Origin of the sequence: Streptomyces sp. NPDC059832 (assembly GCF_042731715.1) — a bacterium.
Classification (GTDB): Bacteria; Actinomycetota; Actinomycetes; order Streptomycetales; family Streptomycetaceae; genus Streptomyces.
The window spans coordinates 414734-428369 of record NZ_JBHWIY010000003.1; the positions used below are offsets into that span (position 1 = coordinate 414734).

A 13636-nucleotide genomic window follows, 5' to 3' on the forward strand; every position below is an offset into this window, starting at 1 on the left:
CCTGACGTGCTTCGGTCACCGGTCGACGCCTCCCATCACGGGGTCGATGGACGCGACGGCGACGATGACGTCGGCGACCTGGCCGCCCTCGCACATCGCCGCCATGGCCTGGAGGTTGGTGAAGGACGGGTCGCGGAAGTGGACCCGGTAGGGGCGGGTGCCGCCGTCCGAGACGACATGCACGCCGAGTTCGCCCTTGGGCGACTCGACCGCGGTGTACGTCTGTCCGGCCGGGACCCGGAAGCCCTCGGTCACCAGCTTGAAGTGGTGGATCAGGGCCTCCATGGAGGTGCCCATGATCTTCTTGATGTGGTCGAGCGAGTTGCCGAGCCCGTCCGGACCGAGCGCGAGCTGGGCCGGCCAGGCGATCTTCTTGTCGGCGACCATCACGGGGCCGGGGGCGAGCCGGTCGATGCACTGCTCGACGATCCGCAGCGACTGGCGCATCTCCTCCAGGCGGACGAGGAAGCGGCCGTAGGCGTCGCAGCTGTCGGCGGTGGGGATGTCGAACTCGTAGTTCTCGTACCCGCAGTAGGGGTCGGTCTTGCGCAGGTCGTGCGGGAGCCCGGCGGAGCGCAGCATCGGTCCGGTGACGCCGAGGGCCATGCAGCCGGTCAGGTCGAGATAGCCGACGTCCTGCATACGGGCCTTGAAGATGGGGTTGCCGGTGGCGAGCTTGTCGTACTCCGGCAGGTTCTTCTTCATGGTCTTCACGAACTCGCGCAGCTGGTCGATCGCGCCGGGCGGCAGGTCCTGGGCGAGTCCGCCGGGGCGGATGAACGCGTGGTTCATGCGCAGGCCGGTGATCAGCTCGAAGAGATCGAGAACGAGTTCACGATCGCGGAAGCCGTAGATCATGATCGTGGTGGCGCCGAGCTCCATGCCGCCGGTGGCGATGCACACCAGGTGCGAGGAGATCCGGTTGAGCTCCATCAGGAGCACGCGCAGGATGCTGGCCCGGTCGGGGATCTGGTCCTCGATGCCGAGGAGCTTCTCGACGCCCAGGCAGTACGCCGCCTCGTTGAAGAAGGGCGTCAGATAATCCATGCGCGTGACGAAGGTGGTGCCCTGCGTCCAGTTCCGGAATTCGAGGTTCTTCTCGATGCCGGTGTGGAGGTAGCCGATGCCGCAGCGGGCCTCGGTGACGGTCTCGCCGTCGATCTCCAGGATCAGCCGCAGCACGCCGTGCGTGGAGGGGTGCTGGGGACCCATGTTGACGATGATGCGCTCGTCGTCGGACTTGACCGCGGACTCGACGACCTCGTCCCAGTCGCCGCCGGTGACTGTATATACAGTCCCCTCGGTCGTCGCCCGGGGCGTTGCGTGGGGAGTAGACATCAGGAGTACGACCTCCGCTGGTCCGGAGCCGGGATCTGGGCGCCCTTGTACTCGACGGCGATGCCGCCGAGCGGATAGTCCTTGCGCTGCGGGAAGCCCTGCCAGTCGTCCGGCATCATGATCCGGGTGAGGGCGGGGTGCCCGTCGAAGATGAGCCCGAAGAAGTCGTAGGTCTCGCGCTCGTGCCAGTCGTTCGTCGGATAGACCGCGACGAGGGACGGGATGTGCGGATCGCTGTCCGGGGCCGACACCTCCAGGCGGATCAGCCGGCCGTGCGTGAGCGAGCGCAGGTGGTAGACGGCGTGCAGCTCACGGCCCTTGTCGCCGAGGAAGTGGACGCCGCTCACCCCCGTACAGAGCTCGAAGCGCAGCGCCGGGTCGTCGCGCAGGGTCCGTGCGACCCGGACGAGGTGCTCGCGGGCGATGTGGAAGGTGAGTTCGCCGCGGTCGACGACGGTCTTCTCGATGGCGTTGGCGGGAAGCAGGTCCTGTTCCTCCAGGGCCCCTTCGAGCTCGTCGGCGACTTCGTCGAACCAGCCGCCGTACGGACGGGACGTGGCGCCCGGCAGGGTCACGGTGCGGACGAGGCCGCCGTAGCCGGAGGTGTCACCGCCGTTGTCGGCGCCGAACATGCCCTTGCGTACGCCGATGACCTCGCCGGTCTCGTCGCGCGGCGCGGGCACGCCGTTGTTGTTGCTCTGTTCGTCGTGGTTGTCGTTCCCGCTCATCGCAGCAGCCCCTTCATCTCGATCAGGGGCAGTGCCTTGAGTGCCGCGTCCTCCGCCTCGCGGGCGGCCTCCTCCGCGTTGACCCCGAGCTTGGAGCTCTGGATCTTCTGGTGGAGCTTGAGGATCGCGTCCATCAGCATCTCGGGCCGCGGCGGACAACCCGGCAAATAGATGTCAACCGGAACAATATGATCAACACCCTGAACAATGGCGTAATTGTTGAACATTCCGCCTGATGATGCACAAACCCCCATGGAGATCACCCACTTGGGGTTGGGCATCTGGTCGTAGACCTGCCGCAGGACGGGAGCCATCTTCTGGCTGACCCGTCCTGCCACGATCATCAGATCCGCCTGCCGCGGCGATCCGCGGAAGACCTCCATCCCGAAACGGGCCAGGTCGTAGCGCCCGGCCCCGGTCGTCATCATCTCGATGGCGCAACAGGCGAGGCCGAAGGTGGCGGGGAAGACGGAGGACTTCCGTACCCAGCCGGCGGCCTGCTCGACAGTGGTCAGCACGAAGCCGCTGGGCAGCTTCTCTTCGAGTCCCATGGTGTGCCCCTCAGCCCCTCAGTCCCATTCCAGGCCGCCGCGACGCCACACATACGCGTAGGCGACGAAGACGGTGAGCACGAAGAGCAGCATCTCCACGAGCCCGAAGATCCCCAGGGCGTCGAAGGTGACCGCCCAGGGATAGAGGAAGACGATCTCGATGTCGAAGACGATGAAGAGCATCGCCGTCAGGTAGTACTTGATGGGGAAGCGGCCGCCTCCGGCTGGAGTGGGGGTGGGTTCGATACCGCACTCGTACGCTTCGAGCTTTGCCCGGTTGTACCGCTTGGGGCCGATAAGCGTGGCCATGACCACGGAGAAGATCGCAAACCCTGCCCCGAGGGCGCCGAGCACGAGGATGGGCGCGTAGGCATTCACGCTCCTCGCTCCTTCCAGTCGTCCTTGACCGTTGGACCGCATCGGGCGACCGGCTCACCGCCTCACCAAGATCGTGCACATGTGAGGCAGTTCACAAGCCCGACTGCCCCGCATCCTATGCCCGCCATCCTGTGATCTGCGACACGGGGTACGACAACGCCTTTGTGATCTCCACCACCTGACGAAGGATCATGAAGTCGGATGAGCGGTGATCTTCACACGCGAAGCGGCCGAGTGATCACGAGACGTGACATCTGATGCTGTTACCGCTGGTCAAACGGCTGTCGCTCTATCAAGAGATGGCCATACCAAGCAAATTGGCGATGGACACCCCGGGGTGATAGAGAACCCGCCACCCTCCGAACTCGATCACCCGCCCCCCGGCCCGCTTGCGGTTCACCCGACCCCGCCCGGACCGGTCGAACCCACCCGGGAGAGGAGGTCTCGGGGAGCAAAGTGGACACACATGAGCATTTGCGATCAACGGCGCGAACGGGATATCTCCCCTCGCGCGGCGGCACCTTGGGCGCATGGCGCATAACCGCCCCTCGCGCGCCAATCACACTGTGACCTGCGTCACTCCATCAAGGCTTCAATAAAAGCGGGCTTGGCCATCAGCGTGAACGGATGGTAGGTGGCGGGCAATTCGGACGTATTACCGAAAGTCCGTGATCACAGCGCCGATCAGGCATGCCCGCTTTGCCCGTTACGGCGTCAATAAGGGCGTCCAGGAAGCGGATTCACAGATTCCGGACGTAACTGTGTCGCAACACACGTTTCTTGATGGGAGCCCCGAGGCCCTGATAGCGCTAGTACCCATGTCCCACACCGCTCACATACCCAGCCACCGGAAGCCCCGCCGAAACGCCTCGAAGACGGCGCTGCGGGCCGGAGTTGCCGGTGGCGTCCTCAGCACCATCGCGGTCGCAGGCGCTGCCGGTCCGGCCCAGGCCGAGCCGGTGACCCAGACCATCGAGATGCCCACCATCACCTCCGGGCTCTCCACCGCCGTCGCCGCGTCCGCCCAGGCCACGCAGCAGGTCGCCCAGGACCTGCAGACGCAGGCCCAGGAGGACGCCGCAGCCGCCACCGCGGCCAAGGCCGCCAAGAAGGCCAAGGCCGAGGCGGTCCGCAAGGCGGAGGCCAAGAAGAAGGCGGAGGCGGCCGCCAAGGCCAAGGCGGAGGCCGCCGAGCGCGCTTCCCGCTCCACCGCCCGTACGACGCTCAGCGCGACCTCCGGCTCCACCACCGGCACGGCCGCGTCCACGTCCACGTCCTCCTCTTCCTCCTCGTCGAGCGCGACCGGCTCCGCCGCGGCGATCGTCGCCTTCGCGCAGGCCCAGGTCGGCGACGCGTACGTGCCCGGCGGCACCGGCCCCAACTCGTGGGACTGCTCCGGCCTCGTCCAGGCCGCGTTCCGTTCGATCAACGTCGACCTGCCGCGCGTCTCGCAGTCCCAGTCCACCGTCGGCACCCAGGTCTCGCTGAGCAACCTCCAGCCGGGCGACATCCTGTACTGGGGCAGCGCGGGCAGCGCGTACCACGTCGGGATCTACGTGGGCAACGGCCAGTTCGTCGGTGCGCAGAACTCCAGCACCGGTGTGGTCCAGCGCCCGCTGTCCTACGACCCGCCGTCGGGCGCGGTCCGCGTTCTCTGATTCGACGGAACCCCTGGGTTCACGGATTCACAAGCGTCTTCGCGGCGCGCGGCGAAGGGCCGTCACTCCCCCGCTCGGGAGCGACGGCCCTTCGCCGTTTGCGGTCCACCAGCAGAAACGCGACATCAACCCTGCCCGGCAACGTTGACGTCGCGAACCTGCCGGACACCGTCCGCCGCCGCTTGTGAACTGGGGCGAACAGCCCTCGCGTCACCGAGCACAGGACGGCACCCGCCATGACCACCACCGCGGCCACCACCCCCTCCGAACGCACCGCCCTCCCTCCCCGCACCCCCTTGCGGGGCCGGCTCGCCGTCCTCTCCGTCATGCTGGGCATCTTCTCGATCGTCACCACCGAGATCCTGCCCATCGGCCTGCTCACCTCGATCGGGTCCGACTTCGCCGTCTCGGACGGCACGGCGGGCCTGATGATGACGATGCCCGGACTTCTCGCGGCGGTCTCCGCCCCCTTGGTCACCGTGGCGACGGCGCGTGTCGACCGGCGCCTGATGCTCTGCGCCTTCATGCTCCTGCTGGCCCTGGCCGACTTCCTCACCGCCGCCGCGACCGACTACCGCCTCGTCCTGGTCGCCCGGGTGATGGTCGGGGTCACCATCGGCGGCTTCTGGTCCATCGCGGCCGGACTGGCCGGCCGGCTGGTCCCCCCGGCGTCGGCCGGCCGAGCGACAGCGGTGATCTTCTCGGCCGTCCCGCTGGGCTCCGTGCTCGGCGTCCCCGTCGGTACGTTCATCGGCGGCCTGGCCGGCTGGCGGACGGCGTTCGTGGTCATGGGGGTGCTGAGCGTGGGCGTGCTGGCTCTGATGCTCCTGGTGGTTCCGGCCCTGCCACCGGCCCAGGTCACCCGCGCGAGCCTGCTGCGCACCGTGCTCAACCGGCCCGGCACCCGGTTCGCCCTGCTTCTCACTTTCCTCATCGTTCTGTCCCATTTCGCGACGTACACCTATGTCACCCCCTTCCTGGAACAGGTCACGCACGCCGGTCCGGCGCTGATCACGGTGTTCCTGCTGGTCTACGGCGCCGCCGGGATCGTCGGCAACTTCGTCGGCGGCGCACTCGTGACGCGCCGCCCGCGCGCCGCGGTCGCCCTCGCCGCGGGACTGATCACCGCCGCGACCGCGCTGCTCCCGGTCCTGGGCAGGTGGGAGGCCGGAGCCGTCGCGCTGCTGGTCGTCTGGGGTGTCGCCTACGGTGCGGTGCCGGTCTGCTCGCAGACCTGGTTCGCCAAGGCCGCGCCCGACGCGCCCGAAGCGGCGTCCGTCCTCTTCACCGCGTCCTTCCAGGCGACCTTCGCCATCGGCGCCCTGGCGGGCGGAGCCGTCCTCGACCGTCTGTCCGTGTCGGCGGTCATGCTGCTGGGCGGCGCGGTCGCGGCTCTCGCGGTGGTCGTGACGGTCGTGACGGGGACAGGCTCGGGGCGCCACGGCGTCCGGGCGCGGCGAGGGTGAACCCCACCGGGGCCCGGTGGGGAGAACCCCACCATGGCACGCAGTGCTGGCACCCCATTGAATTCGGGGGACTGCTTTACTGCCTCTATCGCCTGCTGACCGCACGATGATTGCATGCAGCAAACCCCCGCTCATTCGCCCGGTCGCGGTCGCGATTCATTCATAGACGTCATCAGAGCGCTGTGCGTGCTGGCCGTGATTTCCCAGCACTGGCTCATGCCCGTACTGGCCTATGAAAATGGGCATTTGAGTACCGGGAATGCCCTCGCAAGTCCTGGCTGGTGGATTGTCACCTGGCTGACGCAGGTCATGCCCATGGTGTTCTTCGCCGGCGGGGCCGCCAATTTCTTCTCGTTCCGGTCGGCGAAATCGGTGCGCACCTGGCTCCGGAGCAGAATTGCGCGTCTCCTGGTGCCGGTCATACCCCTGGCAGCCGTGTGGCTGCTGCTGCCCCACGCGTTGATCGGCGCGGGGGTGCCTGAGCAACCGGTGCTGATGGCGGGCAAAATAGCCGGCCAGCTGCTGTGGTTCCTCGCCGTCTACGTGCTCGTGGTCGCGCTCACGCCGGTGATGTTCAGGTCGTACCGCCGGTACGGATGGCGTGTGATCGGCGTACTCGCCGTCTGCGCCCTGGCCGTCGATGTACTGCGCTTCGAGGTCAGCCCCGCGATCGGTTTCGTGAACGCCCTGTTCGTCTGGCTGGCGGCCCATCAGTTCGGCTTCCACTACGCCGACGGCGGCCTCCGCATGCGGAGCGGGTGGACATCGGCGGGTGTGGCCGCTGTCGGCTTCGGACTCACCGCGGCCGCTGTGTTCTTCGGGCCCTACCCCGCGTCCATGATCGGAATGCCCGGGGCCCCGGTCTCCAACATGAGCCCGCCGACCGCCCTGATGCTGTCGCTGACGATCGGCCAGCTCGGGCTCTGGCTGACTCTCAAGCCGGTCATCACGCGATTCGCCGAACGCCCACTGGCCACCACCGTCCTGCAATGGTGCGGAACCCGCTTCATGACCCTGTATCTCTGGCACATGCCCGCACTCGTGATGACAGCGGGAATTGCAACGGTCGGACTCGGATTCGCGACACCGACGCCCGGCAGCCCGATGTGGTTCGCGGTGGCACCGCTGTGGGTCGGCGTTTCGGGGATATTCCTGGTGACCTTCACCAGAATTTTCGGCCGGTTCGAATTCCGTCGCCGTTCCGGTGCGGCATCGGACCTGAGCCTCGGCAAGGTCGTTCTCGCGGCCGTGCTTTCCGCCGGCGGCCTCCTCGGACTCGCCGCGCAGGGGTTCATTTCCCCCGGAAACCCGCTCGCTCCGGTGCTCTGGGTACTGCTGGTACTGACGGGGCTGCTCGTCGTACGGGAGAAGAACACCCCGAAGGCCGTTGTCGCGCAGGGCTCTCGCACCGTGCCCGTCCAGTTGGCCGTGCGACAGGAAGGTACCGGGGTGCTCTCCCGGCAGGGCACCTGACAGGAGCCTCGCACCCTTCGTGCGGGCAGGGGCGCCTCAGCCTCCGGAGGCGGAGAGGGTGAACCACACCGTCTTCGAGTGCGGCGACCGCGCCCCGTACGCGGTGGTCCCCCACCGGGCGGCGAGCCCCTCCACGAGGAGGAGCCCCCGGCCGTGCTCGTCCGCGCCGGTCTCCGCCCCCGGGGTACGCGCGGGCAGGCGGCCGGGTTCGTCGTCCGTGACGTACACCGTCACCTGCCGCCGGTTGACGGTGACCTCCACCCGGACCTGCGGCGAGTCCGTATGGCAGTACGCGTTGGAGACGACCTCGCTCGCACAGAGCCGGGCGTCGTCGACGAGGCGCGGATGTCCGGCCACCCGCAGCACCGTCGCCACGAAGTCCCGCACGATCTTGGGGGCGGTGGGGGCGTTCGGCGCGACGAGCCGGTACCGCTCACCGCGTTGCGGAAGGTAGGGGGCGGGTGGTGGAGGAGCGGTTACGGAGGTCATGGCGCGGTCTCCCTGCGTGAGGCGGTCTCCGGGGCGTCGTGCAGTGGGCATGGTCCGTGGCATTGGCCGATTCCCGTGAGCGCTCAACTCGCCTGCGGGTGGCTGCACTTCGGTCCGGTTGAGCCTCGGCTCGACATCACGGGACGCTAGGGCACAACAATGGGACGGCGCAACAGTGGGACGTCCGTAGCACCCATACGAGTGGACCAGTGGCACGGCTGAGCGGCACACTCGTACCCGCACGAAGGGGAGGGCCCATGCCACCAAGGAGCTACCCGACCGCCAGGCAGCGGCGGTTGGGTGCGGAACTTCGCAAGCTGCGCGAGCGTGCGGGAATGTCCGGGAGCGAGGCGGCCGCATACCTGGGCGGCGAGCGAGCCCAGATCAGCCACATCGAGTCCGGCCGGTACGGAGTGAGCAGCGAACGGGTACGCCGGCTGGCGGCCCACTACTCGGCGTCCGACAAGCACCTGGTCGACGCCCTGGCCGAGATGGCCGACGAACGCACCAAGGGATGGTGGGACGACTACCGCGGAATACTCTCGCCCGGATTCCTGGACCTGGCGGAGCTGGAGCACAAGGCGTCCTACATCCGCGCCATCCAGACGCTCAACATCCCTGGTGTGTTTCAGACGGAGTCGTATGCGCGAGCCATCATCCGGAGCGGGATCACCGACCTTCCCGCTGACGAGCTGAGCGCCCGCGTCGAGCACCGCACCAGACGGCGCGACATTTTCGACCGCCCCAGGCCGACCCCGTTCGAGGCGTTCATCCATGAGGCCGCGTTGCGGATGCGGTACTGCGACCCCGAGACCATGCGGGCGCAACTCGCCTTCCTGCACGAGGTTTCCACCTGGCCGTCCGTGACGATCCGCATCATCCCGTTCGCCAGGCAGATCACCGGTTCAGTAGACTCGACACTGTACGCCGGTGCCAGCATCCCGGCACTCGACACCGTCCAGCTGGACAGCGCCTTCGACGCAGGCTTCCTGGACGCCGAGGCCCAGTTGGCGCGATACCGAGCCCTCCTCGACTCCATCGAGTCCGTCTCTCTCGACACGGAGGAGTCCGCACAATTCATTCAACGCATCGCACAGGAAATGTGAGTCCACCCGCATGACCGACGCAATCAACTGGCAGAAGTCTTCCTTCTCGGGGGCAGGCGACAATCAGAGCTGCATCGAGCTGGCACCCGTCGACGGCTCGATCAAGATGCGCGAGAGCGATGACCCCGACATCGTCGTCACCACGAGCGTCGCCAAGCTGCGCGCATTCGTGCTCGGCGTGAAGGCCGGGGAGTTCGACCACCTGATCTGAGCACGGCCCGCAAGCGCCCTCCGGTTCGAACACCGGGGGGCGTTCTGCATATCCGGCGCAACATAGGGACGTCACACTGTTGCACCGCAGCCGTCCGTAGCGCTACCGTCGCTCTGCGTCGCCGCGTTACGGGGGCCACCCGCCCCCGCCTGCCGCGCCGCGCCACAACTCCCCCTGCCCGCGCGCCATTTGGCGTGCCCGCTGCGATCGGACGGTCGACGATGCGTACGTCCCTCACCCCCTTACCGCCGGTCGTCGAGCACGGCTACCGGTTCGAGGCCCTCCGCTACGGCCCGGCCACCGGCTTCGTCCCCGAGCCGATCGACCTGCGCATCCTGGCCACGCCCCAGGAGGCCGTCCGCGCCATCCGCGTCCAGCTCCGGGCGAACCATCTCTTCGGCCTCACGCCGCGCGAACTGATCCGCGCCCACCACTGGTCCGACCAGGGCGGCTGGGTGCAGGCCCTGGGGTCCCTCCACCGCGGCGAACCCTGCGGGTTCACGCTCATGCTGAGAGGTGGCCGGCACATCGAATGGCACGTCCGCCCGCTGGCGTACGTATCACTCGACACCCTCACCCACCACCGTCCCGCCCCACACCCCGCCGCACAGAAATCCGTATGAGTTAGGCTCGCCGGGGCGCAGCGAGGGCATCGATCGGGCTCAGGTATCGGCCCGCTGGGCCGGAATGTGAGGCCGCCCGTGCGGGATTACTTGCTCATGCTGTTCATCACGGCGGCCGTGACCCATCTCCTGACCGGCCCCGTAAGGAAGTTCGCGATCTCGGTCGGCGCGATGCCCGAGATCCGGGCGCGGGACGTCCATCGCGAACCCACTCCGCGCCTCGGCGGCGTGGCCATGTTCGGCGGGCTGGTGGCCGGACTGCTGGTCGCCTCCCACCTGCCGCACCTGGAAGGCATCTTCTCCCAGAGCTCGACGCCGCGGGCACTGCTGTCCGGCGCCGCGCTCATCTGGATCCTGGGTGTCCTGGACGACAAATGGGGCGTCGACTCGCTGGTCAAACTCGGCGGCCAGGTGCTCGCGGCCGGGGTGATGGCGTTCCAGGGACTGACGATTCTCTGGCTCCCGGTGCCGGGCACCGACGGAATCTACCTCTCCGACTGGCAGGGCACACTGCTGACCGTGGGGCTGATCGTCGTCTCCATCAACGCGGTCAACTTCGTCGACGGGCTCGACGGGCTGGCCGCCGGCACGGTGGGCATCGCGGCGACGGCGTTCTTCCTGTACGCCTACCGGCTCTGGTACGGCTACGGGATCGAGGCCGCCGCGTCCACCACGCTGATCTCCGCGATCCTGGCGGGCATGTGCCTCGGCTTCCTGGTCCACAACTCTCATCCGGCCCGGATCTTCATGGGTGACTCGGGCTCGATGCTGCTCGGCCTGCTCATCGCCGGGTGCGCGGTCTCGGTGACGGGCGAGGTCGACCCGAGCCTTCTCAGCCAGTCGGTGGACGGCAGGTCCGGGTCGGCCGCGATGGTGCCGGTCTACATTCCGCTGATGCTGCCGCTGTCCGTCATCGCGCTGCCCGTCGCGGACCTCGTGCTCGCCGTCATAAGGCGTACGTGGAACGGAATGTCCCCCTTCGCCGCCGACAAGGGCCACCTCCACCACCGCCTGCTCCAGCTCGGCCACTCGCACCGCCGGGCCGTGCTGCTCATGTACTTCTGGTCGGCGCTGTTCTCGTTCGGGATCGTGGCCTACTCGGCGCGGGGCGCCAAGTCCTGGATGCTCTTCGGGGTCGCGTTCGTCTGCGCGGTGGGCCTGATCCTGCTGCTCCAGCCCCGTTACGAGTCCGGCCTCACCCGCCGCCTGCTGCCGCGCAGACCCAGGGGCCGCGTGGTCGCCACCGGCGGAAAGCGCACCGGGGCCGACGAGGAACGCCGGGTGCCGGCCCGGTGACCGTGGTGCTCCGCTCGCGCCGGGCGCCGCGACCTAAGTAGCCGCTCCCTGCGCCTGGTTCATCCCTTGGTCGCGCACCCGCAGACTTTCGGGGGACGCCCGGTCCCGCACCCGCTCGGCAGACTGGCGGCGACACGCGAACCGCCGACCGACCGGGGAGTCAGAGTGCATCGCGACGAGCGCAGTGGAGGAATCAGCCGGGCGAGGTTCCTGGCCGGGGCGGGGGCGATCGGGGCCGCGGCGGCGGCCGGATCGTTCCTGACCGGCCCGTCGGCCTCGGCCGCCGCGACCGACCGCCGAGGCGGGCACAGGAGCGGCAAGGGCCTGACCCATCGAGGGATCTGCTACACGATCGGCGCGGGCGAGACCCCCGGCACCGCGTGGAGCGCCACTCGCATGCGCGAGGACCTCCGGGCCATCAGGAACGACCTGCACGCCACCTCGATCGAGGTGACGGGCGACGGCGTCGACCGTCTCAACGCCACCGCGTCCGAGGCCGCCGAGCTGGGCCTGCACATCTGGCTCCAGCCGACCCTGGGCGACCGCCCCGCGTCGGAGATCCTCGACCACCTCGCGGAGACCGGTCGTCACCTGGAGCGGCTGCGCCGCCAGGGCGCGCGGGCCGACCTGAGCGTGGGCTGCGAGTTCTGGCTGTTCGTGCCAGGCATCGTGCCCGGCGACAACGCACAGGAACGGATCCACAACCTGATGGCCGGCACCTACGACCCGGAGCAGATGATGCGCCGCCTGTCCGAGTTCACGGCGCGGGCCGCCGCTGTCGGGCGGTCGGTCTTCGGCGGCAAGCTCTCGTACGCGGCCGCGCAGGACGACGAGGCCGACTGGAGCCTCTTCGACATCGTGGGCATCGACTACTACTCGTACTTCCCCGACCGCGCGGACTACGTGCGCGAGCTGCGCTCGTATCTGCGCTGGGGCAAGCCGCTGGCGATCACGGAGTTCGGCACGTGCACGTACGCGGGGGCACCCGAGCAGGGCGGCATGGGCTGGGACACCGTCGACTACACCAAGCAACCGCCCGAGATCAAAGGTGACTTGGTACGCAGCGAACGCACCCAGGCCGCCTACCTCACCGAACTCCTGGGCGTCTTCGAGGAGATGGGCCTGTACGCCGCAATGGCCTTCGAGTTCCTGACCCCCGACGCCCCGCACTCCCCCGTCCCCCGCTACGACCTGGACATGGCGAGCTATGCCGTGGTGAAGCCGGTCAAGGACCGGTTCGACGACCCGGAGTCCGACTGGCACTGGGAACCGAAGCAGGCCTTCCACGCACTGGCCCGTTGCTACGGACGAGCGGGCCGCCGCTGACGGGCGTCGGCGGAAGGGACGCCCTGCCGACGGGTCACGTCCGGTCGCGAGCGGCATCGGCGAACGCGGAAGCGGCGCGCCAGCCGTCGGCGGCGTCGGTCAGTTCCGACAGTTCGAGGTCGCGGAACCGCTGCCATGTCAGCCCGGGTGCTGTGGCCATGGTCTACTCGCCCCTCCTCGTGCCCGGCACCACGACCGCCTTCGCTCTGGCCCCCACCTCGGCATCCACTTCGGCGAGCTCCACAGCCACCTGCCGCAGTTTCGGCTCCAGAGAACCGCACTCCTCACGGACACGACCGAGGCGTTCGTCCCACGAGGTGAGCACGGACCTGAGTGCTTCGAGGCTGGACAGCCCGGCCAGACCGCCGACGGTGCCGTCGTGAGCTCTGCGCAGGTCAACCTTTGCGGTGATCGTGCTGGTCTGGAGACCATCCGCCGTGCCGGCCGCCTTCGTCCACGGGCCGCCGTTGTGCTTGAGCGTGCCGGTACCGCCCCCGCCTCCGGCCGGCTTGGCGTAGCCGTCTTCTCCCTGAAGACCGTTGATCCGCGTATGAGTGGCGTGCTGCTCCGCCACCTGCGCCTTGAGCTGTTCCCACTCGTCCCACGCCATGCGCGTGCCCTCCCCCGTGCCCCGGGCGTCGCCCGGGTAAGCGCCCCAGTCATGTCTGCTGTGCTCGCTGAGATTGCTGACACAGACGTTACGCACGGGTGCGCTGCGTCAGGTCCGCGCGATCACTCAACCCGGACCTGAGTATCCGTACCTACGCGCACCGTCATCGATGGGCGCTGCGTCGGCGTCGAATCACCACGGAGGGGCAGCGACCGCTAGAAACCGCCCAGCCGGTCGCTGCCCCTCCGTGGGCATGCGTACATCAAGAGGACCGGCCACGGCCGCGCTCACCGACTGAGCGCGGCCTGGGCCGGCCGGGGGAGGGGGGGGGGTTCCGGCCTCCTGGGCCACCTTGGCAAACCACTTGTTGTTTCGTTCCTCCT

15 protein-coding genes are annotated in these 13636 nt (G+C 68.4%); 8 read left to right on the top strand and 7 right to left on the bottom strand.

The features are described from left to right. Window positions 1–15: 15 nt before the first annotated feature. From ACFV8T_RS07120 to ACFV8T_RS07135, 4 genes are read right to left on the bottom strand one after another with little or no spacing between them, the layout of a single operon-like run. Window positions 16–1338 (bottom strand): NADH-quinone oxidoreductase subunit D, encoded by a 1323-nt coding sequence (locus ACFV8T_RS07120; RefSeq protein ID WP_385325343.1) that lies wholly within the window; start codon window positions 1336–1338, stop codon window positions 16–18. After that, on the bottom strand, window positions 1338–2066 hold the full coding sequence (locus ACFV8T_RS07125; protein WP_385325345.1) for an NADH-quinone oxidoreductase subunit C: 729 nt from the start codon (window positions 2064–2066) through the stop codon (window positions 1338–1340). The genes ACFV8T_RS07120 and ACFV8T_RS07125 overlap by 1 nt, the downstream gene beginning before the upstream one ends. Next, on the bottom strand, window positions 2063–2617 hold the full coding sequence (locus ACFV8T_RS07130) for an NADH-quinone oxidoreductase subunit B family protein (RefSeq protein WP_030975705.1): 555 nt from the start codon (window positions 2615–2617) through the stop codon (window positions 2063–2065). Before ACFV8T_RS07130 ends, ACFV8T_RS07125 begins: the two co-directional genes overlap by 4 nt. 18 nt (window positions 2618–2635) lie before the next feature. Continuing rightward, complete coding sequence (locus tag ACFV8T_RS07135) at window positions 2636–2995, bottom strand: NADH-quinone oxidoreductase subunit A (RefSeq protein ID WP_003992243.1); 360 nt, start codon at window positions 2993–2995, stop codon at window positions 2636–2638. Between the two features lie 818 nt (window positions 2996–3813). Here ACFV8T_RS07135 and ACFV8T_RS07140 point away from each other — a divergent pair. The 3 genes from ACFV8T_RS07140 to ACFV8T_RS07150 all read left to right on the top strand — a co-directional run bounded on the left by ACFV8T_RS07140 (window position 3814) and on the right by ACFV8T_RS07150 (window position 7592). Then, a complete protein-coding gene (locus ACFV8T_RS07140; protein ID WP_385325347.1) occupies window positions 3814–4653 on the top strand; it encodes a C40 family peptidase in 840 nt (279 codons plus the stop codon). A gap of 236 nt (window positions 4654–4889) precedes the next feature. Further along, window positions 4890–6119 (top strand): MFS transporter, encoded by a 1230-nt coding sequence (locus ACFV8T_RS07145; RefSeq protein WP_385325349.1) that lies wholly within the window; start codon window positions 4890–4892, stop codon window positions 6117–6119. Window positions 6120–6233: 114 nt separating this feature from the next. Further along, window positions 6234–7592, top strand: coding sequence for an acyltransferase (locus ACFV8T_RS07150; protein WP_385325351.1), 1359 nt, complete (start codon window positions 6234–6236; stop codon window positions 7590–7592). A gap of 36 nt (window positions 7593–7628) precedes the next feature. Here the strand turns inward: ACFV8T_RS07150 and ACFV8T_RS07155 are convergent, their stop codons facing one another. After that, on the bottom strand, window positions 7629–8081 hold the full coding sequence (locus ACFV8T_RS07155; RefSeq protein WP_385325352.1) for an ATP-binding protein: 453 nt from the start codon (window positions 8079–8081) through the stop codon (window positions 7629–7631). A gap of 257 nt (window positions 8082–8338) precedes the next feature. On the opposite strand from ACFV8T_RS07155, the gene ACFV8T_RS07160 reads away from it, so the two are divergent. The 5 genes from ACFV8T_RS07160 to ACFV8T_RS07180 all read left to right on the top strand — a co-directional run bounded on the left by ACFV8T_RS07160 (window position 8339) and on the right by ACFV8T_RS07180 (window position 12643). Next, a complete protein-coding gene (locus ACFV8T_RS07160) occupies window positions 8339–9187 on the top strand; it encodes a helix-turn-helix domain-containing protein (protein ID WP_385325354.1) in 849 nt (282 codons plus the stop codon). A gap of 10 nt (window positions 9188–9197) precedes the next feature. Beyond that, window positions 9198–9398: a DUF397 domain-containing protein gene (locus ACFV8T_RS07165; protein ID WP_350983121.1), complete on the top strand. Its 201-nt coding sequence runs from the start codon at window positions 9198–9200 to the stop codon at window positions 9396–9398. Between the two features lie 221 nt (window positions 9399–9619). Next, window positions 9620–10021: a hypothetical protein gene (locus tag ACFV8T_RS07170; protein WP_385325356.1), complete on the top strand. Its 402-nt coding sequence runs from the start codon at window positions 9620–9622 to the stop codon at window positions 10019–10021. Window positions 10022–10117: 96 nt separating this feature from the next. Beyond that, window positions 10118–11317 (top strand): MraY family glycosyltransferase, encoded by a 1200-nt coding sequence (locus ACFV8T_RS07175; RefSeq protein ID WP_385325358.1) that lies wholly within the window; start codon window positions 10118–10120, stop codon window positions 11315–11317. Window positions 11318–11482: 165 nt separating this feature from the next. After that, window positions 11483–12643 (top strand): abortive phage infection protein, encoded by a 1161-nt coding sequence (locus tag ACFV8T_RS07180; RefSeq protein WP_385325360.1) that lies wholly within the window; start codon window positions 11483–11485, stop codon window positions 12641–12643. Window positions 12644–12677: 34 nt separating this feature from the next. Here the strand turns inward: ACFV8T_RS07180 and ACFV8T_RS07185 are convergent, their stop codons facing one another. After that, window positions 12678–12803, bottom strand: a complete 126-nt coding sequence (locus ACFV8T_RS07185; RefSeq protein ID WP_385325362.1) for a hypothetical protein — start codon at window positions 12801–12803, stop codon at window positions 12678–12680. 3 nt (window positions 12804–12806) lie between these two features. Continuing rightward, a complete protein-coding gene (locus tag ACFV8T_RS07190) occupies window positions 12807–13253 on the bottom strand; it encodes an amino acid ABC transporter permease (protein WP_385325364.1) in 447 nt (148 codons plus the stop codon). Between the last annotated feature and the right edge of the window lie 383 nt (window positions 13254–13636).

What these genes read in the sequence shown, in the direction of transcription:
- ACFV8T_RS07120 (WP_385325343.1), bottom strand. Translation starts at nt 1,338, where the DNA reads ATGTCTACTCCCCACGCAACGCCCCGGGCGACGACCGAGGGGACTGTA.
- ACFV8T_RS07125 (WP_385325345.1), bottom strand. Translation starts at nt 2,066, where the DNA reads ATGAGCGGGAACGACAACCACGACGAACAGAGCAACAACAACGGCGTG.
- ACFV8T_RS07130 (WP_030975705.1), bottom strand. Translation starts at nt 2,617, where the DNA reads ATGGGACTCGAAGAGAAGCTGCCCAGCGGCTTCGTGCTGACCACTGTC.
- ACFV8T_RS07140 (WP_385325347.1), top strand. Translation starts at nt 3,814, where the DNA reads ATGTCCCACACCGCTCACATACCCAGCCACCGGAAGCCCCGCCGAAAC.
- ACFV8T_RS07145 (WP_385325349.1), top strand. Translation starts at nt 4,890, where the DNA reads ATGACCACCACCGCGGCCACCACCCCCTCCGAACGCACCGCCCTCCCT.
- ACFV8T_RS07150 (WP_385325351.1), top strand. Translation starts at nt 6,234, where the DNA reads ATGCAGCAAACCCCCGCTCATTCGCCCGGTCGCGGTCGCGATTCATTC.
- ACFV8T_RS07155 (WP_385325352.1), bottom strand. Translation starts at nt 8,081, where the DNA reads ATGACCTCCGTAACCGCTCCTCCACCACCCGCCCCCTACCTTCCGCAA.
- ACFV8T_RS07160 (WP_385325354.1), top strand. Translation starts at nt 8,339, where the DNA reads ATGCCACCAAGGAGCTACCCGACCGCCAGGCAGCGGCGGTTGGGTGCG.
- ACFV8T_RS07165 (WP_350983121.1), top strand. Translation starts at nt 9,198, where the DNA reads ATGACCGACGCAATCAACTGGCAGAAGTCTTCCTTCTCGGGGGCAGGC.
- ACFV8T_RS07170 (WP_385325356.1), top strand. Translation starts at nt 9,620, where the DNA reads ATGCGTACGTCCCTCACCCCCTTACCGCCGGTCGTCGAGCACGGCTAC.
- ACFV8T_RS07175 (WP_385325358.1), top strand. Translation starts at nt 10,118, where the DNA reads ATGCTGTTCATCACGGCGGCCGTGACCCATCTCCTGACCGGCCCCGTA.
- ACFV8T_RS07185 (WP_385325362.1), bottom strand. Translation starts at nt 12,803, where the DNA reads ATGGCCACAGCACCCGGGCTGACATGGCAGCGGTTCCGCGACCTCGAA.
- ACFV8T_RS07190 (WP_385325364.1), bottom strand. Translation starts at nt 13,253, where the DNA reads ATGGCGTGGGACGAGTGGGAACAGCTCAAGGCGCAGGTGGCGGAGCAG.